The organism is Rhodococcus sp. APC 3903 (assembly GCF_030407755.1).
In the GTDB taxonomy this organism is placed as follows: Bacteria; Actinomycetota; Actinomycetes; order Mycobacteriales; family Mycobacteriaceae; genus Rhodococcus_F; species Rhodococcus_F erythropolis.
Genome location: NZ_JASDCV010000003.1, coordinates 327,037 through 344,516 on the forward strand (window position 1 = coordinate 327,037; position 17,480 = coordinate 344,516).

Annotated in this window: 20 protein-coding genes; 10 read left to right on the forward strand and 10 right to left on the reverse strand. The window is 62.4% G+C overall.

Annotated features, from left to right (window positions below):
* Positions 1-12: 12 nt before the first annotated feature.
* The gene (locus QMA15_RS06200; protein WP_019748850.1) at positions 13-534 is read right to left on the reverse strand and encodes a TetR/AcrR family transcriptional regulator; all 522 of its coding nucleotides are present in this window, start codon (positions 532-534) and stop codon (positions 13-15) included.
* Between the two features lie 128 nt (positions 535-662).
* Here QMA15_RS06200 and QMA15_RS06205 point away from each other — a divergent pair, with 128 nt between their 5' ends.
* Positions 663-2,258 carry an MFS transporter gene (locus QMA15_RS06205; protein WP_290283769.1) on the forward strand — a complete coding sequence of 532 codons (1,596 nt, stop codon included), beginning with the start codon at positions 663-665 and terminating at the stop codon, positions 2,256-2,258.
* Here QMA15_RS06205 and treZ read toward each other — a convergent pair whose 3' ends face one another.
* Positions 2,259-3,980: a malto-oligosyltrehalose trehalohydrolase gene (gene treZ / locus QMA15_RS06210; protein WP_172932066.1), complete on the reverse strand. Its 1,722-nt coding sequence runs from the start codon at positions 3,978-3,980 to the stop codon at positions 2,259-2,261.
* 69 nt (positions 3,981-4,049) lie between these two features.
* Positions 4,050-5,411: an NAD(P)-binding domain-containing protein gene (locus QMA15_RS06215; protein ID WP_021344542.1), complete on the reverse strand. Its 1,362-nt coding sequence runs from the start codon at positions 5,409-5,411 to the stop codon at positions 4,050-4,052.
* A gap of 95 nt (positions 5,412-5,506) precedes the next feature.
* Between QMA15_RS06215 and QMA15_RS06220 the strand changes: the two genes are divergently transcribed.
* The 4 genes from QMA15_RS06220 (at position 5,507) to QMA15_RS06235 (ending at position 8,352) form a co-directional block, all read left to right on the forward strand.
* On the forward strand, positions 5,507-6,391 hold the full coding sequence (locus QMA15_RS06220; protein ID WP_069146869.1) for a metalloregulator ArsR/SmtB family transcription factor: 885 nt from the start codon (positions 5,507-5,509) through the stop codon (positions 6,389-6,391).
* A 64-nt stretch (positions 6,392-6,455) separates the two neighbouring features.
* Positions 6,456-6,842, forward strand: coding sequence for a metalloregulator ArsR/SmtB family transcription factor (locus QMA15_RS06225; protein ID WP_042952095.1), 387 nt, complete (start codon positions 6,456-6,458; stop codon positions 6,840-6,842).
* Positions 6,839-7,942 (forward strand): ACR3 family arsenite efflux transporter, encoded by a 1,104-nt coding sequence (gene arsB, locus QMA15_RS06230; protein ID WP_069146870.1) that lies wholly within the window; start codon positions 6,839-6,841, stop codon positions 7,940-7,942. The genes QMA15_RS06225 and arsB overlap by 4 nt, the downstream gene beginning before the upstream one ends.
* Positions 7,939-8,352, forward strand: a complete 414-nt coding sequence (locus tag QMA15_RS06235; RefSeq protein WP_021333708.1) for an arsenate reductase ArsC — start codon at positions 7,939-7,941, stop codon at positions 8,350-8,352. The genes arsB and QMA15_RS06235 overlap by 4 nt, the downstream gene beginning before the upstream one ends.
* A 21-nt stretch (positions 8,353-8,373) precedes the next feature.
* Here QMA15_RS06235 and QMA15_RS06240 read toward each other — a convergent pair whose 3' ends face one another.
* Genes QMA15_RS06240 through QMA15_RS06250 form a run of 3 tightly spaced genes read right to left on the reverse strand, consistent with a single transcriptional unit; the run spans position 8,374 to position 11,145 of the window.
* On the reverse strand, positions 8,374-8,505 hold the full coding sequence (locus QMA15_RS06240; RefSeq protein WP_256922339.1) for a hypothetical protein: 132 nt from the start codon (positions 8,503-8,505) through the stop codon (positions 8,374-8,376).
* The gene (locus tag QMA15_RS06245) at positions 8,502-9,092 is read right to left on the reverse strand and encodes a TetR/AcrR family transcriptional regulator (RefSeq protein ID WP_134999732.1); all 591 of its coding nucleotides are present in this window, start codon (positions 9,090-9,092) and stop codon (positions 8,502-8,504) included. The genes QMA15_RS06240 and QMA15_RS06245 overlap by 4 nt, the downstream gene beginning before the upstream one ends.
* Before the next feature lie 40 nt (positions 9,093-9,132).
* Positions 9,133-11,145 (reverse strand): MFS transporter, encoded by a 2,013-nt coding sequence (locus QMA15_RS06250; protein WP_172932065.1) that lies wholly within the window; start codon positions 11,143-11,145, stop codon positions 9,133-9,135.
* Between the two features lie 178 nt (positions 11,146-11,323).
* Here QMA15_RS06250 and QMA15_RS06255 point away from each other — a divergent pair, with 178 nt between their 5' ends.
* The 3 genes from QMA15_RS06255 to QMA15_RS06265 are packed head-to-tail and all read left to right on the forward strand — an operon-like array spanning position 11,324 to position 12,613.
* Entirely contained in the window at positions 11,324-11,518 is a 195-nt protein-coding gene (locus tag QMA15_RS06255; protein ID WP_003941743.1) for a DUF1918 domain-containing protein, read from the forward strand.
* A 57-nt stretch (positions 11,519-11,575) separates the two neighbouring features.
* Positions 11,576-12,199, forward strand: coding sequence for a TetR/AcrR family transcriptional regulator (locus tag QMA15_RS06260; protein ID WP_019748839.1), 624 nt, complete (start codon positions 11,576-11,578; stop codon positions 12,197-12,199).
* Positions 12,200-12,256: 57 nt separating this feature from the next.
* Entirely contained in the window at positions 12,257-12,613 is a 357-nt protein-coding gene (locus QMA15_RS06265; protein WP_070386481.1) for a PLD nuclease N-terminal domain-containing protein, read from the forward strand.
* 1 nt (position 12,614) lies between these two features.
* Here QMA15_RS06265 and QMA15_RS06270 read toward each other — a convergent pair whose 3' ends face one another.
* Complete coding sequence (locus QMA15_RS06270) at positions 12,615-13,505, reverse strand: LysR family transcriptional regulator (protein WP_070386480.1); 891 nt, start codon at positions 13,503-13,505, stop codon at positions 12,615-12,617.
* 83 nt (positions 13,506-13,588) lie between these two features.
* On the opposite strand from QMA15_RS06270, the gene QMA15_RS06275 reads away from it, so the two are divergent.
* Positions 13,589-14,485: an EamA family transporter gene (locus tag QMA15_RS06275; RefSeq protein ID WP_070386479.1), complete on the forward strand. Its 897-nt coding sequence runs from the start codon at positions 13,589-13,591 to the stop codon at positions 14,483-14,485.
* A gap of 34 nt (positions 14,486-14,519) precedes the next feature.
* On the opposite strand, the gene QMA15_RS06280 is transcribed toward QMA15_RS06275, so the two are convergent.
* Positions 14,520-15,113 (reverse strand): TetR/AcrR family transcriptional regulator, encoded by a 594-nt coding sequence (locus tag QMA15_RS06280; RefSeq protein ID WP_019748835.1) that lies wholly within the window; start codon positions 15,111-15,113, stop codon positions 14,520-14,522.
* A 55-nt stretch (positions 15,114-15,168) separates the two neighbouring features.
* Between QMA15_RS06280 and QMA15_RS06285 the strand changes: the two genes are divergently transcribed.
* Positions 15,169-15,588: a PaaI family thioesterase gene (locus QMA15_RS06285; RefSeq protein WP_020908051.1), complete on the forward strand. Its 420-nt coding sequence runs from the start codon at positions 15,169-15,171 to the stop codon at positions 15,586-15,588.
* Between the two features lie 6 nt (positions 15,589-15,594).
* On the opposite strand, the gene QMA15_RS06290 is transcribed toward QMA15_RS06285, so the two are convergent.
* On the reverse strand, positions 15,595-16,524 hold the full coding sequence (locus QMA15_RS06290; RefSeq protein ID WP_060938919.1) for an NADP-dependent oxidoreductase: 930 nt from the start codon (positions 16,522-16,524) through the stop codon (positions 15,595-15,597).
* Between the two features lie 66 nt (positions 16,525-16,590).
* Complete coding sequence (locus tag QMA15_RS06295) at positions 16,591-17,403, reverse strand: mycofactocin-coupled SDR family oxidoreductase (protein ID WP_019748832.1); 813 nt, start codon at positions 17,401-17,403, stop codon at positions 16,591-16,593.
* Positions 17,404-17,480 lie beyond the last annotated feature (77 nt).

The window sequence follows — 17,480 nt, forward strand, 5'->3', positions numbered from 1 at the left end:
GGACGCCCCCGGTCAGGGCCGCAGTCGCTCGACCACCTGTCGATGCAATTCGGGATCTGGCTGGGGGAGCCCGAGCATGGCCGCCAAGTACAGACCGTCGCCGACGAGTCGGATGATCTCGGCTTGTATGGGATCGGCGATCTCGGTCTGAAGGCCCTTGTCCCAGCTGCGCATCACGTGGGTAACGGCTTTCTGGATCTCGTCGTGTTGTCCGTCGACTGTTCTCAGTGCCGCGATGATCGACCGGAAGAGTGAGAGTTCTTCGCTTTCGTTCGCATCGGGGATCTGCAGATAGAACTCGGTGACCGTCGTACCGCCTGCTACGGCGTCTTCGAGTTGCTGATCCGAGCGTTCTCCGAGTCTGCGGACCATCGCCGCGAGCAGTGCTTCCTTGCTGGGGAAGTGATAGAGAAGTCCGCCCTTGGAAACCCCGGCTTCGGCAGCAACGCCTTCGAGCGTGACTTGGGCAACGCCGCTGACCAGCAGCAGCTTCTCCAGTGCGTCGAGAATTCGATCGCGAGTGTCGGCAGCCATGTGATGTGACCCTACCCGGAAATAACTTTACCGCTTGGACGGTTCACTGTTACCGTAGACCTACTGTACCGGCTGGACGGTTCAGTGAAATCTTTTCGAAAGAACTCAGAGAAAGTCGCAGGGGAGCAATGTCAGTGTCGGCAGATCAGACGTCTGCAATCAATCCCGACGAGGTTCGGGCGACAAAGCGTGACTGGGCGGGCTTGATAGTCCTTGCCATTGCTGTGTTGCTCATCGCAGTCGACGGCACGGTGCTCGATCTTGCGCTTCCGTTCATCAGCGCCGATCTCGAGCCGAGCAGCACGCAGTTGCTGTGGATCATCGACGTCTATTCGTTCGTGCTCGCCGGTCTGCTCATCACCATGGGTACGCTCGGTGACCGGATCGGTAGGAGAAAACTGCTCCTGATCGGCGCAGTCGGCTTCGGTCTCGCCTCGATCATCGCCGCTCTTGCTGTCAGTCCCGAGATGCTCATTGCCGCACGCGTGCTGCAGGGTATTTCCGGTGCAACGCTGATGCCGGCCACCCTCGGTCTGATCCGCACGATCTTCGTCAACCCGCGTCAGCGCACCGAGGCAATCGGTGTCTGGGGCGCGATGGCCGGTGGCGGTACAGCGGCAGGCCCTTTGGTCGGTGGTTGGTTGCTCGAGCACTTCTGGTGGGGTTCGGTCTTCTTGATCAACATCCCGGTCATGATCGCGCTGGTAGTACTCGGCCCGATCCTGATCCCGGAGTCGAAAGACCCCAACCCGGGTCGATTCGACCTCATCAGCGCTGGTCTGTCGATGGCGACCATGTTGCCGTTGGTGTACGCGGTCAAGGAATCCGTGGTGCACGGCGTCAGCATCACGTTGCTGGTGATCGGCCTTGTGGGTCTCGCCGCCGGCTACGTGTTCGTGCGTCGTCAGCGGATGCTGAAGGATCCGATGTTGGATCTGAAACTGTTTGCCAATGCGTCGTTTTCCACCGCCGTCATCACCAACCTGCTCTCGATCTTCGCACTCGCCGGTGTCCTGTTCTTCGGCTCGCAGTACCTGCAGTTGGTGCTGGGTAACTCGGCGCTCGACGCCGGCCTGCTGATGCTCCCGGGTATGTTGCTCAGCGCATTCACCGCGGTTGCGGCGGCCTGGTTGATTCGCCGGTGGTCGGTGTCTCACGTGCTCAGCGCAGGCCTCGCGGTTGCCGGAATCGGTGCTGCGATGCTGCTCGCCCTCGGGGTGGACAGCGGCCCGTTGATGTTCGTGATCGGCTTCGGTCTGGCCGGTGCAGGTGTCGGTGTCGCACTGACCCTGACGTCGGATCTTGTGGTCAGTTCGGTGGAACCCGAGCGTGCCGGCGCTGCGTCCGCGGTGTCGGAGACTGCGTACGAACTCGGTATCGCGCTCGGTGTGGCGATCCTGGGCAGCGTGGTGATGGCGATCTTCCGCAAGGGAATCGACACGTCCATGCTCGAAGCAGATCAGGCGCACGCTGCGCAGGGCACCCTCGGCGGTGCGCTGCAGGAAGCGACGTACCTACCTGGTGAACTCGGTTCGGTGCTTGCCGATTCCGCGAAGGCGGCGTTTGTCGACGGTATGCACGTTGCCGCCGGCGCAACCGCTTTGGTTCTGTTCGTCAGTGCCGCATTGGCATTTGCGGATGCTGCGGAGTACACCAGAGAACGCGAAGCGTTGATGCGTGGAACGGTAGAACGCGAAGCGCTAGCTCCTGCAGAATCCGGGTAGTCAGCTTTCGAGTACGACGAACGAGTGCCCAGGCACGACTGTTGCGGACGCGGTCTCGTCCTGTGTCGGCGGATCCCACCAGAGGATGGGGGTTCCGCCGGCTGGGACCGAGGCCGCGTCCGTTCCCAGATTGCACACGATCTGTAATGCGCCGCGGCGCAGGGTGATCCACTGGTCGTCCTCGTCGTAGTCGACGTGCAGGTGCCCCAGCCAGGGGTCGGTGATCTCGATTCGCTTCTTGCGCAGGGCAAGGAGATCGCGATAGCACGCCAGGACGCGAGCATGTGTCTCGTCGGTTCGCTCGTCCCAGTCCAGTTTCGATCGCAGAAATGTCTGTGGATCTTGCGGATCCGGAATGTCGTCGCTGTTCCAGCCGTGTGCCGCGAACTCCGCCTTACGGCCCTTGGCGGTGGCCTCGCCGAGTTCCCGTTCCGGATGCGAGGTGAAGAACTGGAACGGAGTGGAGGCTCCCCATTCTTCTCCCATGAACAGCATCGGCGTGTACGGCGAGAGCAGGACCAGTGCTGCCTTGATCGCCAATTGTCCTGGCGTCAGATAGGCGCTCGGGCGGTCGCCGATCGCTCGGTTGCCGATCTGATCGTGAGTGCACGTGTATGCAAGCAGAGCACTGGCGGGCTGATGCGTGATGTCGATCGGCCGGCCGTGAACCCGCCCACGGAACGAGGAATACGTTCCGGCGTGGAAGAACCCGCGCCGCAATGTACTTGCAAGGGATTCCAAGGATCCGAAGTCGGCGTAATAACCCTGACGTTCGCCGGAGACGGCTGTGTGAATGGTGTGGTGGATGTCGTCGTCCCACTGCGCGTCCAAGCCGAACCCGCCCGCCGCTCGTGGCGTGATCAGAGTGGCGTCGTTGAGATCACTTTCGGCAATCAACGTGAGCGGTCGGCCCAGATGGGCCGACAATGTTTCCGTTCGGACGGCGAGTTCCTCGAGGATGTGCGTTCCGGTGTGATCGACCAACGCGTGGACGGCGTCGAGGCGTAGGCCGTCGATGTGGAAATCACGCATCCATCGCAGGGCATTTCCGATGATGTATTCGCGAACCTCGCCCGACTGCGGGCCTCCGATGTTGATCGTTCGGCCCCAGGTGTTCGCGCCATCGGCAATGTAGGGGCCGAACTTTTCGAGGTAGTTGCCCGACGGGCCCAGGTGGTTGTAGACCACGTCCAGAATCACGCCGAGTCCACGTTCGTGGGCTGCATTCACCAAGCGCTGTAACCCGTCCGGGCCACCGTAGATCTCGTGGACCGTGTACCAGAGCACACCGTCGTAGCCCCAGTTGTGAGTTCCGTTGAAACCGTTGACCGGCATGATCTCGACGAACCCGACACCGAGGTCGACGAGGTGATCGAGACGCTCGATCGCGGCGTCGAAAGTTCCTTCGGGGGTGAACGTTCCGATGTGCAGTTCGTAGACCGACGATCCTGGGAGTTGCCGTCCGGTCCACTGAGAGTCGGTCCAGGACGCCTCGTCGAGTAGGTGCAGTTGGGAGCGGAGATGCACGCCTTCGGGCTGTCGCGGTGATCGTGGATCCGGAAGTGTTTCACCGTCGACGACAAAGCCGTAGCGAGCCTGGTTGTCGCAGTCGACCTCGCCTCGCCACCACCCGTCGTCGGTCCGCTCCATGTCGTGCGTGATGCCATCGACTTCGACCCGGACCGATTCCGGCGTTGGCGCCCAGACCTCGAAAGTATGCACACGATCAGCATGCCTTGTTCGGTCGGATGTGGCAGCCCGGCGGGGTGGATCCGTCGTCATGGACTGTTTCTAGCCGCGGGTGTTGCCAGACGGAGCGGACAACGTGATCAGTTCCGGAGTGGGTGCGCCGCAGCATCCGCCCTCGGCTTCCCCGCCTTCGGCTTCCGCTGCGTCAGCTTCGTCGAAAACACCTGCACCGCCGCAGACTCCGGTCTCCGGAAGGATCAGCTCGACGCGGGCTGCCGCTTCGTGATCGCCGGCGAGTTCGGCGGCGATGCTGCGAACCTGCTCGTAGCCGGTCATCGCCAGGAAGGTGGGTGCCCGGCCGTAGCTTTTCATTCCTGCCAAGTACACGCCTGGCTCCGGATGGCGAAGCTCCTTCGCGCCATGCGGGTACACCGTGCCGCACGAGTGGACGTTCGGGTCGATCAGTGGAGCCAACTCGACCGGTGCTTGTAAGACCGGGTCGAGGCCGAGTCGAATTTCCGAAAGCCAGGAAAGATCGGGGCGGAATCCGGTCAGCGTTATGACGTTGTCCACGTTCTCGATGCGATCACCGGCATCGGAGGCAAGTACGAGTTGTCCCGAAGGGGTTGTTGTCACCTCTGCGGTGCGGAAGCCGGTGACCACTCTCAGTAGTCCGTCCTCGACGGCCTTCTTTGCGCGCAGTCCCAGGGCGCCGCGCGCGGGCAGTTCGTCAGCTTCGCCGCCACCGAACGCTGAGCCGACGTTTCCTCGGCGGACCGCCCAGATGATGCGGGTGCTCGGAGCCTGCTCCGCCAACCCCGACAGCGCAACGATCGCCGTCAGCGCAGAGTGGCCGCTCCCCGCGATGACCGTGTGTTTTCCGGCAAACTGTGCACGCACCGCCGGATCGTCGAGATCAGGAACCCGGTACCTGATCGCAGTGCCCACAGCGCCCTCGCCGAGGGCGGGAAGACCTTCACCGCCGAGCGGGTTGGGAGTACCCCAGGTGCCGGATGCGTCGACAACCGCCTGGGCGAACACGCGGTCCTCGGTTCCGTCACGGCGGCGCAGATGAATCGAGAGGGGTTCGGTATCGCGGCCGGCGTCGACGACCAGGTCACGTCCGCGTCGGGCTACGCCGATCACTTCGGTGTCGAACTGGATGGCGTCGCCGAGTGTTGAGGCGAGTGGCCCGAGGTAGAGGTCGCGCCATTGCCGGCCGGTCGGGTACGTCTCAGCGGCGGGAGAGCGCCATCCATTCTGCTCGAGGAGTCGCTGCGCGGCGGGGGAGACGAGTTCGGACCACCGGGAGAACAGTCGAACGTGATTCCACTCGGAGATCGCAGCACCGGCTGTGCTTCCGCGCTCGAAGACAAGGGGTGTGAGTCCGCGTTCGCGCAGTTCTGCTGCGGCTGCCAGGCCGATCGGGCCGGCCCCGATCACGACAACGGGTAGGGGGTTCATCTCGTACCTTTCATCGACGATTATCGATCTTAGTGGAACTGTATCGACAATCATCAATGTAGGCAACCATCGACAGCTGTCGATATAGTGGAGAGATGACATCGCTGCAGACTCCGACGGTGCGCGTCGGTGATTCGGACCCGGATCAAATTGGTTCTTCCGTCCTCGCGCAGGGCGATGCCGATACCTACGCGCAGTGGTTCGCCTGCCTTGCCGAGCCGATGCGCGTCCGATTGCTTCACCGGGTGGCGAGCGCGGTCGGTGGTATTACCGTCGGAGCGCTCGCCGAAGCGTTGGGGATCGGACAACCGACGGTGTCGCACCACCTGCGCAAGCTCGCCGATGTGGGTTTTGTGACCATGCGTAAGGAGGGGACGAGCACGGTCGTCGCGGTGAATCCGACGTGTTGCGTTGCCTTGCCGCAGGCGGCGGACGTGGTGATGGGAGTCCTTGCTCCGCGTCCTTGCTGCCCGAGTGATCTGCCCGACGATGTCTCTGTCCGGGCCATGATCGACGACGACTGGGATGCGGTTCGCCGTATTTACGGCGAGGGAATCGACACCCGAAATGCCACCTTTGCTACTGAGGTCCCCTCGCGTGAGCATCTCCACGAACGGTGGCTGTCGAAGCATCGGTGGGTCGCGACTATCGAGGGTGTTGTTGTCGGTTGGGCTGCGTTGAGTCCAGTTTCCGAGCGTGACTGCTACCGCGGGGTGGCGGAAAACTCCGTGTACGTCGCGGGCGGAATGCGTGGTCGGGGTGTCGGAAAGGCGTTGTTGCGCAAGCAAGTCATGGCCGCTGATGTCGACGACCTCTGGACACTGCAGACGTCGATATTTCCCGAGAATCGCGCCTCCATCTCGCTGCATCATTCGGCCGGGTTCAGAACTATCGGTCTCCGCGAGAAGATTGCCCAGCTCGACGGTGTGTGGCGTGACACTGTTCTGCTCGAACGACGTGCGGTGACCGCCGAGGGGTGAGTCCGGGATCCGGCCGACCGGGCACTCGATTGCGCGTTGATTCGATATCTGTCAATATCGAAGAATGTCGAATCAAGAGCCACCGGAGTCCGAGGCTTGCTGCACCCCGCTCGTCCGTGAACCGCTGACCGAGGATTGGGCCGGCGACCTGTCGCGGATGTTCAAAGCTCTCGGCGATCCGGTTCGCCTCCGCTTGCTCAGCTTGGTGGCAAGTCACGAGGGTGGTGAAGCCTGCGTCTGCGACATCTCCGACTCGTTCGATCTGTCTCAGCCGACTATCTCGCATCATCTCAAGGTGTTGCGTCAGGCCGGGCTGCTTGACTGTGAACGTCGCGGGACCTGGGTGTACTACTGGGTGATTCCTACTGCACTGCAACAGCTTTCCGCCGTTCTACTGGTTGAAGGTACGAGCGTGAGTGTCGCGGACGCATGCGCAGAGGTCAGCGCATGAGCAACACCGCTGTCACCACCGAACACCCCGCAGTCGTCGGAAAACTCTCCACCCTCGACCGCTATCTGGCGGTCTGGATCGGCGTGGCCATGGTCGTCGGCCTGCTGGTTGGACGCTGGATCCCCGGTGTGAACACTGCCCTGGACAAGGTGCAGATCGACGGCATCTCGTTACCGATCGCCCTCGGCCTGCTGATCATGATGTACCCGGTGTTGGCGAAAGTTCGCTACGACCGCCTCGACACAGTCACCGGGGACAAGAAACTCCTCGCAGGCTCCCTGTTCCTGAACTGGGTTCTCGGCCCGGCGCTGATGTTCGCCCTCGCCTGGCTGTTTCTGCCTGACCTGCCGGAATACCGAACCGGTTTGATCATCGTCGGTCTCGCTCGCTGTATCGCGATGGTGATCATCTGGAACGACCTGGCCTGCGGAGACCGCGAAGCCGCCGCGGTGCTGGTCGCCATCAACTCGGTGTTTCAGGTGATCATGTTCGCCGTGCTCGGTTGGTTCTACCTCTCGGTCCTGCCCGGGTGGCTCGGCCTCGAACAGACCACCATCGACACCTCGCCCTGGCAGATCGCGAAATCGGTCCTGATCTTCCTCGGTATCCCGCTGCTGGCAGGTTTTCTGTCCCGCTTCTTCGGTGAACGCGCCAAAGGCCGCGACTGGTACGACAACAAGTTCATCCCCAAGATCAGCCCCTGGGCGCTCTACGGTCTGCTGTTCACCATCGTCGTGCTCTTCTCGATGCAGGGCGAACAGATCACCTCCCAGCCTTGGGATGTCGTCCGGATCGCGCTGCCCTTGCTCGCGTACTTCGCGCTCATGTGGGGCGGAGGCTACATCCTCGGCGCCGCAATCGGATTGGGCTATGAACGCACGACGACCCTGGCGTTCACCGCAGCGGGCAACAACTTCGAACTCGCGATCGCCGTAGCCATCGCCACCTACGGCGCCACCTCGGGGCAAGCTCTTGCCGGTGTTGTCGGCCCGCTGATCGAGGTACCGGTGCTCGTCGGGCTGGTCTATGTCTCCCTTGCTCTACGCAAACGCTTTGCAGTCAAAGAGGTTTCATCCAGTCGAGAAAGAGCGAGGTCATGAGCAAACCATCGGTGTTGTTCGTCTGCGTCCACAATGCCGGCCGATCTCAGATGGCCGCGGGATTCCTGAGCCATCTCGCAGGCGACGCCATCGAGGTCCGTTCCGCCGGATCCGCACCCGCCGAGACCGTCAATTCGGCAGCGGTCGAGGCGATGGCAGAGCACGGTATCGATATCTCAGCTCAGTCTCCGAAGATCCTCACCGTTGACGCCGTCCAGGATTCGGATGTCGTCATCACCATGGGCTGCGGCGACACGTGCCCGATCTTCCCCGGCAAGAGCTACCGAGACTGGGTTCTCGACGATCCGGCCGGACAGGGCCTCGAAGCGGTTCGCCCGATCCGTGACGAAATCGAGCGTCGCGTTCAAGCCTTGATCGCTGAACTCACCACTGCCGCGAAGTCTCCCTGACCGATCGGGGAATCGACAGGATCATTCGTCGGCGGGCTCGATGTGTTCGGCACCGAGGACCGAGAGTCGGTATTCCTGTGCGTCCTGCTCGGTTTCGAAATCTTTCTCTTCGAGGAGGTTTCGATCGGCGTCGAGGTATCGGTAGGTAGTCATTCCTCCACCGTGCCACTGATGTCCGGTTCGTGCTCGGATACCGGTTCGATTTCGTCGACGACTGTTTGAATCAGACTTCCGTAGCGCCAGATCAGGTCCTTCGACGACAACGAATCCTCACCGAGGAGTTCGAGCGTTCGCATGCCGGTGGCAAGTCCGAGCAACAGTGAGACGACGACCTGGCTGCGAACCAAACCGGGCTCGGTGTCGCCGATGCGCCGCGCGATCCCGTGAACGTATCGTTCTTTGATCTCTGCCCGGGCGGCGTCCGGATCTGGCGCCTCGTGAACGTGTACTGCGAGCATTGCCCACGGATCGGTTTCGTCGGATTCTCTACGAGCGACAAGTTTCTCGACCAGTTGACAGCCGATGTTTCCGGTGGCGTCGGCATTCGGATCCTCGTCCATCGGAGGTGCGGACGGGATCGCAGCCGAATACAACCGAGCTTTGCTGCCGTAGATCTTCATGACCAGGGCAGGGGAGTAACCGGCTGCGACCGCGATGTCCTTGATGGTCGTCGATGCGTAACCTCGTTCCGCGAACAAGGTTTTTGCTGCTGTGAGGATGCTGGCTTCACCGCTGCTCATGCCGCTCGCCTCGATATCCGATCGCCATGCGTTTGGTTGCTCATACTGTCGTCAACGGCTCGGCATCGACGGGTACGTCGAAGTCGACGACGGTGGACTGCGCGATGACCGCTATCTGACGAGCCAATGTGCCGTGTCCACTCTCGGTCAGCGCGGTCAGGATGTACCGGCCGGATGTCGGGAGTGCGATTCCGTAGTGCCCGGTTCCGTCGGTGACGGTGGATGCGACGAATTCGCCGGTCGGTTTCGTGAGTGTGACGACGGTTCCCGAGGTTGTTCGGCCGTCGACTCCGACCGTGCCGGAGATGGTGAGGCGGTCGCCGAGTTCGACGGTGTGCGTCGATTGCGCGCTGTCGAAAGCGATCACCTGCGACCGAGGGGACCAGCCGTCGGCACTCGTCACTACCAAGTACCGTCCGGGCCGGGGTAGTGCGAGGCAGAAGTTGCCCTCGTTGTCGGCGCGACTCCAGTCGATAGGTCGCCCCTCCATATCCATCACGGTGACAACAGCCTGCCGGATCGGTCGGCTGTCGGCTCGGACCACACGACCGGCAACCACAATTTCCGTTTCGGACACGGCGGCGTCGGGAAGCTCGAACCCTTCCGGGGTCACCGGGCGAAGCGCCGTTTCCGGTTTTGCGCCGCGGCGAGGAATGAACGCAGCGGCAGCGGCAGCAGCCACGGCGGCGAGGGCGGCCAGCCAGAAGATGTTCTTGAAGGCGTCGATCGACGGAAGGCCCTCGCCCGGCCCGGACGGGATGACCATCGAGGTGAGCATGGCGGCAACCACTGCACTGGATGTGGACGTACCGACTGAGCGGAGCAGCGAATTGAGGCCGTTTGCCGACGCGGTTTCGGTGATCGGAACCGATCGCATGATCAGCATCGGCATCGCGGAGTAGGCGATTGCAGTTCCGATGCTGACCACCGCCGCGCTGATGATGATCAGTGCTATCGAGCCGGTCAGGAACACGCGCGCGATGTAGGCGAGCGCGAGCACAGTGCCGCCGACGATCAGGGTGATCTTGGCTCCGAATCGTTTCGTGATGTTCGCGGAGACGGGAGCGAAGAAGACCATCGCGAGGCCTGCCGGAATCATGCACAGTCCGGCCGCCATCACTCCCAGTTCGAAGCCGTAGCCGGAGATCTTCGGCATCTGGAGTTGTTGAGTGGTGGAGAGGTTGTTCGCATACATCGAGAAGCCGACGAGGATCGAGGCGACGTTGGTCAGGAGAACGGGCCGCTTGGCCGACGTTCGCAAGTCGACCATCGGCTGGGTGACGCGAAGTTCGTACGGGAACCACAGTGCGAGCGTCACGATTCCGATGACGAACATGAGCAATGTCAGTTCGCTCGTCCATCCCCAACGGGCGCCCTTGGAGATGGCGAGGAGGATCGCCGTGAGTGCTGTCGAGAGCATGACCGCGCCGAGGAAGTCGAATTTGCCGCGGGTGCGAACACTCGATTCCGGGACGACGGCGGCTACCGCGATGATCAACAGGACGCCCACGATTGCCGAGAGCCAGAAGATGGCGGGCCAGCCTAGATGCTCGAAGATCAACCCGGACAGGGGGAGCCCGAGTGCGCTGCCGATTCCGAGAGTGGCACTCATCAAGGCTGTTGCCGACGCCACCTTCTCCTTGGGCAGTTCGTCGCGCATGATGCTGATTCCGACGGGGATCATCGAGATCGCGAAACCCTGGAGACCACGTCCGATCAGCAGGGCGACAAAGTTGCCGCCGATCGCCGCGACCAGTGATCCGACCACGATCATCGTCATCGAGATCAGCATCATGCGTCGTTTTCCGAACATGTCCGCCAGGCGGGAGACGATCGGAGTGGCGACGGCGCTCGTGAGGAGTGTGACGGTGACGAGCCAGGAGGCGTCGTCAGCGCTGACGCCGAGGATTTTCGGGAAATCTGGCAACAACGGAATGACCATCGTTTGCTGCAGCGCGACCACGGTGCCGGAAAGACAGAGAATTGCGGTGATGAGCCGACTTGAACGGCGAGTGGTCGGAGACGAGTGCAATGCCAAGAGACGGTCCTTCACGCGGCGGTGGTGAACGGTAATTCACCCATGAGTGAACCACTGTTCACCCCTCGTTGTCACCTTCGGTGAATATGCGATTCCTCACGACGGCAACCCGCCCAGGGTTTCCAAGTCGGTATCGCGGGAACAACGTCAGTGGTTGGTCTGCGCCCGCGCGAGCGGGCAGCGAGGAGGAGTGATGCATGCCGAAGTGGGTGACCGTCTCCATGTCCAGGGGCGCGTGGTTGGGCAGGCGGAGGTAACTGCCGAGGTCCTCGAAGTCCACGGGGAGGACGGAGGGCCGCCCTATCTGGTCAGGTACGACAACGGGCACGAGGCGTTGGTGTTTCCCGGTAGCGACGGCTGGATAGATCACCCCGGAAAAGGCTCCTGAACTGCACGATTCTTTCCATGCATGGCCGTTGCATCGAATGCGGCTAAAGTGTGCGCAATGGAGGGCAGACGCCAGTACCACTCCCGCGTGCGTGAAGCTTCCGCACAGCGAACGCGTGAACTCATTCGTGATGCGGCGACGACCTTGTTTGTCCGAGACGGATACGTCAGTGCCACCGTCAAACAGATTGCCGACTCGGCCGGCGTCGCCAATCGGACGGTGTTCACAGCCTTCCCGGGCGGGAAGCTCGAGATCTTCGAAGCGGCCCTCGCCGCGGCGCTCGATGCCGACGAGGTTCCACTCGGCGCGCCGAACCTGGCCTCGGACCCCGATGACGTTCGCCGGATCGTCTCCCAGATCGTGGCACAGGGCATCGGACTGCTCGAACGTGCCGGCGCTCTGATGATGGTCGCGGTCGAATCGTCAGGTGCGGATGCCGACATGCGGCGACTGTCCGAGGAATCGTCGGATCAGTCGGCCGTCAATGCGATGTCGATAGCCGAGGGTCTGTCCGAGCATGGATTGTTGAGGCCCGAGATTTCGCTCGAGAAAGCCGCGGGCATACTTGCCGCTTTCGTCTCGCCTCAGCTTCATCAGCAATTGCGTCGGGTCAGTGGATGGGATGTCGATGCATACCGAGGATGGCTCGAGTTCAACATTCGGCAGAATCTAATGTACTAATCGGTCTGTTTTCGTTAGCATGGCGAGGGTTTTTTATTCTCGGGAGGAATCGCCAGCGTGCCCTATGCCTTGTTCGGCCTCATCACGATGTTGCTGTGGATTTTCTGCATCGTCGACGCCATCACGAGAGATGACGCCTACATCCAGTACCTACCCAAGGTCGTCTGGATTCTGATCATCATCTTCCTTCCCACCTTGGGGTCCGTTCTGTGGCTGGTGGTCGGGCGCGGACAGAACGCGCCCCGCGGTTACGTCGGCCCAACCGGTTACGGCGAATACGAGCGTCCGGGACGCGCCGTTGCGCAGGATCCGGCGGCGGACGAAGCATTCTTGCGTCAGTGCCGCGAGCGGGCGGAAGAGCAGCGTCGAATTGCCAAGCAGCAGCGCCACGACGGCGACGCTGATCGGATTTGAGTTATCGGTAGGCCGTGAGGCGGTCCAGCACGAGCCGAAGCGGCGGCCACGACGATCGGCCGCGACGCGTCACCGCATAGGCGGTGAGGATGACAGGCGGATCGGTCAGCGGCACGACGCGTACGCCTTCGCGGGTCTTGCGTTCGAGTGGCATCAGCCCCACGCCGTAACCACTGAGGATCAAGAGTTCGACCAAGTCGAGACTGTCGATCTGGTGAGTGATCCGAGGGGTGAATCCAGCCAGTGACGCGAGGGTTCGCACGGCCCGCTCGTCGGCTGTATTTCGCGAGTTCACTATCCATGGTGTGTCTGCGAAGGCACGCAGATCGATCCCGGATTTCGTGGACTCGTCGGGTGTGTGGGCGTTGTCGGGAACGCATAATCCCCACGGCGTCGACCAGAGCGGTAGTGCTTCGAGTAACGAGCTCGGGGATGCGGGGGCGAGGTTGTAGTCGTACGTCAGCGCGAGGTCCAGGTCGTCTCGTTCGAGTAGGGCAAAAGCCTCGGCCGGTTCGTACTCGCAGATCACCACGTCTACCTGTGGATGGCTGTGTTGCAGGCTCAGGGCGACGGGGAGCATCGCGGTTCTGACGGCAGTAGCGAATCCGCCGACTCTCAGTGTCCCCTCCGGTTCGGCGGTCGGATCGAGGTCCAGGCGTGCTGCATCGACGGCTGCCAGGATGGTGACCGCATGATCGGCGAGTCGTTGACCGGCAGGTGTGAGGCGAACGCGTCGGCCTTCCGGTTCGATCAATGCAGTACCGGTTTCCGCGGTCAAAGCCGCGAGCTGTTGGGACACTGTCGATGTCGTGAGGTTGTGAGCTTCGGCGACCGCGCGCATGGAACCCAAGCGGGAGAGTTCGAGGAGGAGATGGAGTCGACGGGTTTCCATCGTTCGATCATTCACTAATCGTGAACATAATGTAGGTCAAAATCGCGTGGACACGAACGGTTGGCGTCCCGTTCAATTCAGCTATGGATACGAAAGCGCGGGCCGGAGTGGGCCTGGCTGTTCTGGCGATGTTGTGCGTGCAGCTCGGGCTCGCCGTGTCGGTGGGTCTGATCGATCAGCTCGGAGCAGACGGAGCAGCGTGGATACGTCTCGCCTGGGCGGGCATCATTCTTCTGATCATCGTCAGGCCCCGTCCCTCCGCGTTCACTCGCAAAGCGTTTCTGGCCTGCGTGGTCCTGGGTGTGGTCACCGCCGGAATGACGCTGTTGTTCATGGCGGCCGTCGAGCGTCTTCCTCTGGGAACGGCAAGCGCGCTGGAGTTCTTGGGTCCGCTGACGGTTGCTTTGCTCCGGGGGCGTGGCCGCGTTCTGTGGCCGGTTCTGGCAGGCGTGGGCGTAGTCCTTCTCACCGAACCGTGGGCAGGGACAGTCGATCTGGTCGGTGTGGCGTACGCACTTGGCGCGGCGCTCTGCTGGGCGATGTACATACTGCTCACCCAGCGGGTCGGCGACGAGGTTGCCGGTATCAACGGGCTGGCGGTGTCGATGGCGGTTGCCGGGTTGGCCGCGACAATTGCCGTGGGCCACTCGGCCATTGGGCGGCTGACCCCGCACCTGGTTCTCGTGGGCCTCGGACTTGCGATCTTGCTGCCCGTCGTGCCGTTCGTTCTGGAGATGGTCTCACTGCGGCGGCTGTCGACGGCAGCATTCGGCACGCTGATGAGTCTCGAACCCGCTTTCGCGCAGCTCATCGGTCTTGTTGTGCTGCAACAGGTTCCGAGTTTGCTGGCGGTGGCAGGTATCGCATGCGTCGTCGTCGCGGGGATCGGCGCGGCCCGCGGGGGTGCTCGGGGTGGTGGCGGGAAGCCGGCAGGCCCACCGTCCGATTCCGAGCGAACGTACCTTTCGGCGCCTTCATGAGACCGAGAGTGCCGTTCGCTCAGGGCATGTCAGCTCAGTGCACGGCTGCCGCAGCGATTGCTCCGGCGAACACGTCGGCGACCTCGCCGAGGGAATCGAGGATCGGTTGACCTGATCGTTCGACGCGAGCCCGCACCAGCGAACCCTCGAGTGCGGACACTGCCAGGACGGCAAGCCGTTCCGCTCGAGTGCGTGCGACACCGGACTCGATCAGTGAGTCGCGCAGTAGCGAAGTCCACTGTCGGTAGACCGCCTGTCCTGCGGCTGTCACGCTCTCCGAATCGGGGGCAAGTTCCAACAACACCGTCGTGATCGGCGAGCCTTCGTGGAAGTCCGAATCGCTCACCCATCCAGCGAGCAACCGCGCATACTCGCGCAGCAGTGCTCCGGCGTCCGGGTGGTTGTCGGCGAGTTCGGTCAGAGTGTCGGTGACCAACTGCCCGCCGACGCGGACGACCTCTTCGCCGATCTGCTCTTTGCCGCCGGGAAAGTAGTGGTAGAGCGAACCTTTCGGGGCGCCACTCGACTTGAGGATCTCGTTGAGCCCCGTAGCCGCATACCCCTGGCGGCGAAACAGATCGGCTGCAGCTCGTACCAGTGCTTCGCGGTGTTTCGGGGGAGTCGCCACGAGTTGGAGCTTAAACACCCCAGCGATCCACCACAATCTATGTAGACTGGTCTACATGGAAAATTCGGAAATGCTGGAACAGTTGCGCGCAGTCAACGCCTCGGCGGCCTTCAACCGGTGGGCCGGATTCGAAGTGACGGAGGCCGAACCAGGACGTGTCTGCCTGCGGCTCGAATGGCGTGAGGATCTCGGCCAGTACTCGGGACACTTGCACGCTGCGCTTGTGGCGGGACTTATCGACACTGCGTGCGGATTTGCTGCCTTTACACAGGTTGGTGTCGTGGCGGCGTCCAACTGCGCGGTCAATTTCGTGAGCCCGGGAGTAGGAACGGCATTCGTCGCCACGGCACGCTCGGTCAAGGCTGGGCGCAAGCAGGTGTTCGTCACTGCCGAGGTACATGCCGAACGCGAAGGCGAATCCGTGCTCGTCGCGTTCGGCACTACCCTCTTGGTTCCACTCGCCGTTCAGGCTTAGGGAACCTCAGGGAATGAGGATGAACTTCCCGGCGGGATGAGAACTCTGCAACTCGGTGTGAGCGAGTGCGACGTCTGCGAGCGGGAAGGTCTTGGCGATCTTCACGGTGAGGTGTCCGGACCCGGCTTGTTCGACCAGTTCGGAGCGAGCCTTCAAACGTGCTTCGGCACTTGCCGGATTGCCTCCGCCGACAGACGCGAAGCCGTCGGTCTGGGCGCGTCCGAACGCGACGATGGTGACGATACGGCTCTTGTCGGCGACCAATGTCAGAGATGTATCGACGGCTTCGTCAGTTCCGGCGGTGTCGAAAGCGGCGTCGACACCGTTCGGTGCGAGTTCACGAACGCGGGCTTCGAGGCCCTCGCCGTAGAGCACCGGCGTGGCGCCGAGCGAGCGCACGTAGTCCTGATTCGATGCTCCCGCAGTGCCGATCACGGTGGCACCGCGTGCTGCGGCGAGCTGAACCGCAATAGCGCCGACGCCACCGGACGCGCCGTGGATGAGGACGGTGTCCCCGGAGCCGACGCGAATGGTGTCGAGGGCGTCGACTGCAGTTCCGCCGACGAGAAGGAGTCCGGCCGCCTGTTCCCAGCTGATGCCGGCGGGCTTCGCGGTGATCGAGGAGACCGGAACGACTACCTGTTCGGCGTAAAGACCGTTGCCGGGGCTGACGATCACCTCGTCGCCGACTGCAACACCGGTAACGCCGTCGCCGACCGCCGAGACGACGCCCGCTGCCTCGCCGCCGAGGCGGATCGGAAGTTTCTCGGGATCAGTGCCGAAAGCACCGCTGTAGAGCTTGAAGTCGAAGGGATTGACGCCGATCGCCTTCACGTCGACCAGGACTTCGCCTGATTTCGGTGCCGGTAAATCGATGTCCACCAGCTCCAGGACCTCGGGCGTGCCGTACGTCTGCGCTACAACAGTTTTGGTCATGTCTCGCGCAACCGTCCTCGGGGAAGCGATATTCCCCGAGGACGGGAAAAACTCGAGAAGATTCGATCAGCGGATCAGGGTGCCCAGATCGAGCGGCATCGCGATGCCGGTGATGTGATGGGCCTCGTCGGAACCGAGGAACGCGACGGCTGCGGCGATGTCCTCCGGCTGGCTGACCGGGTCTGGCAAGGTCTGCATGAAGATCGGACCGAGGGTGTGAGCGTTGGCGTCGATGAGCGGCCGCATGTCCGTCATCTGCATTCCGGTTTCCACGCCGTGCGGGTGGATGGTGTTGACCCGAATGTTGTACTGCCCCAATTCCGAGGCCATCGTCTTGGCCAGACCGGTGATGCCGTGTTTGCTCGCGACGTAGTGGCCGAGGAAGGGGAGCCCACGCAGGCCGGCGACGGAGCTGGTGAAGATGATCGAGCCACCGGTGCCTTGCTTGATCAGGTGCGGGATCGCTGCCTTGGCGGTGTGGAAGACTCCGGTCAGGTTGACGTCGAGCGTTTCCTGCCACTGCTCGGGCGTGATTTCCCAGGACATGTTGGCAGAACAGATTCCGGCGTTCGCGACGACGACGTCGAGGCGCCCCAGTTCGTCGATGCCGGCATCGAGCGCCGCGGACAGCGCAGAGAAGTCGCGGACGTCGGTCTTGGTAGCGACAATTCGACGGTCCAGAGCCTTGACCAGTTCGACTGTCTCGGCCAGGTCGTCTTCGGTGGCGCCGGCGTAAGACGTGGATTCGAATTGAACACACGCGTCGACGGCGATGATGTCTGCGCCCTCTTCTGCCAGCCGGACAGCTTCCGCGCGCCCCTGACCGCGGGCTGCTCCGGTGATGAAGGCAACTTTTCCGGTGTATCGATTGGCAGTCATGCTCAAACCTCCGAATAGTGGTGACGATCTGCTCTTCGGAAGTTAGCGCGACGAAGTTCTTTTCGGGGGTGAATGTC

Excerpts from the sequence above, each read along its gene's own strand:
- QMA15_RS06215 (WP_021344542.1), bottom strand. The coding sequence starts at position 5,411 with ATGAACCCCCTACCCGTTGTCGTGATCGGGGCCGGCCCGATCGGCCTG.
- QMA15_RS06235 (WP_021333708.1), top strand. The coding sequence starts at position 7,939 with ATGAGCAAACCATCGGTGTTGTTCGTCTGCGTCCACAATGCCGGCCGA.
- QMA15_RS06200 (WP_019748850.1), bottom strand. The coding sequence starts at position 534 with ATGGCTGCCGACACTCGCGATCGAATTCTCGACGCACTGGAGAAGCTG.
- QMA15_RS06285 (WP_020908051.1), top strand. The coding sequence starts at position 15,169 with ATGGAAAATTCGGAAATGCTGGAACAGTTGCGCGCAGTCAACGCCTCG.
- QMA15_RS06255 (WP_003941743.1), top strand. The coding sequence starts at position 11,324 with ATGCATGCCGAAGTGGGTGACCGTCTCCATGTCCAGGGGCGCGTGGTT.
- arsB (WP_069146870.1), top strand. The coding sequence starts at position 6,839 with ATGAGCAACACCGCTGTCACCACCGAACACCCCGCAGTCGTCGGAAAA.
- QMA15_RS06205 (WP_290283769.1), top strand. The coding sequence starts at position 663 with ATGTCAGTGTCGGCAGATCAGACGTCTGCAATCAATCCCGACGAGGTT.
- QMA15_RS06225 (WP_042952095.1), top strand. The coding sequence starts at position 6,456 with ATGTCGAATCAAGAGCCACCGGAGTCCGAGGCTTGCTGCACCCCGCTC.
- QMA15_RS06270 (WP_070386480.1), bottom strand. The coding sequence starts at position 13,505 with ATGGAAACCCGTCGACTCCATCTCCTCCTCGAACTCTCCCGCTTGGGT.
- QMA15_RS06260 (WP_019748839.1), top strand. The coding sequence starts at position 11,576 with ATGGAGGGCAGACGCCAGTACCACTCCCGCGTGCGTGAAGCTTCCGCA.
- QMA15_RS06240 (WP_256922339.1), bottom strand. The coding sequence starts at position 8,505 with ATGACTACCTACCGATACCTCGACGCCGATCGAAACCTCCTCGAAGAG.
- QMA15_RS06290 (WP_060938919.1), bottom strand. The coding sequence starts at position 16,524 with ATGACCAAAACTGTTGTAGCGCAGACGTACGGCACGCCCGAGGTCCTG.
- QMA15_RS06275 (WP_070386479.1), top strand. The coding sequence starts at position 13,589 with ATGGATACGAAAGCGCGGGCCGGAGTGGGCCTGGCTGTTCTGGCGATG.
- QMA15_RS06220 (WP_069146869.1), top strand. The coding sequence starts at position 5,507 with ATGACATCGCTGCAGACTCCGACGGTGCGCGTCGGTGATTCGGACCCG.
- QMA15_RS06295 (WP_019748832.1), bottom strand. The coding sequence starts at position 17,403 with ATGACTGCCAATCGATACACCGGAAAAGTTGCCTTCATCACCGGAGCA.
- QMA15_RS06245 (WP_134999732.1), bottom strand. The coding sequence starts at position 9,092 with ATGAGCAGCGGTGAAGCCAGCATCCTCACAGCAGCAAAAACCTTGTTC.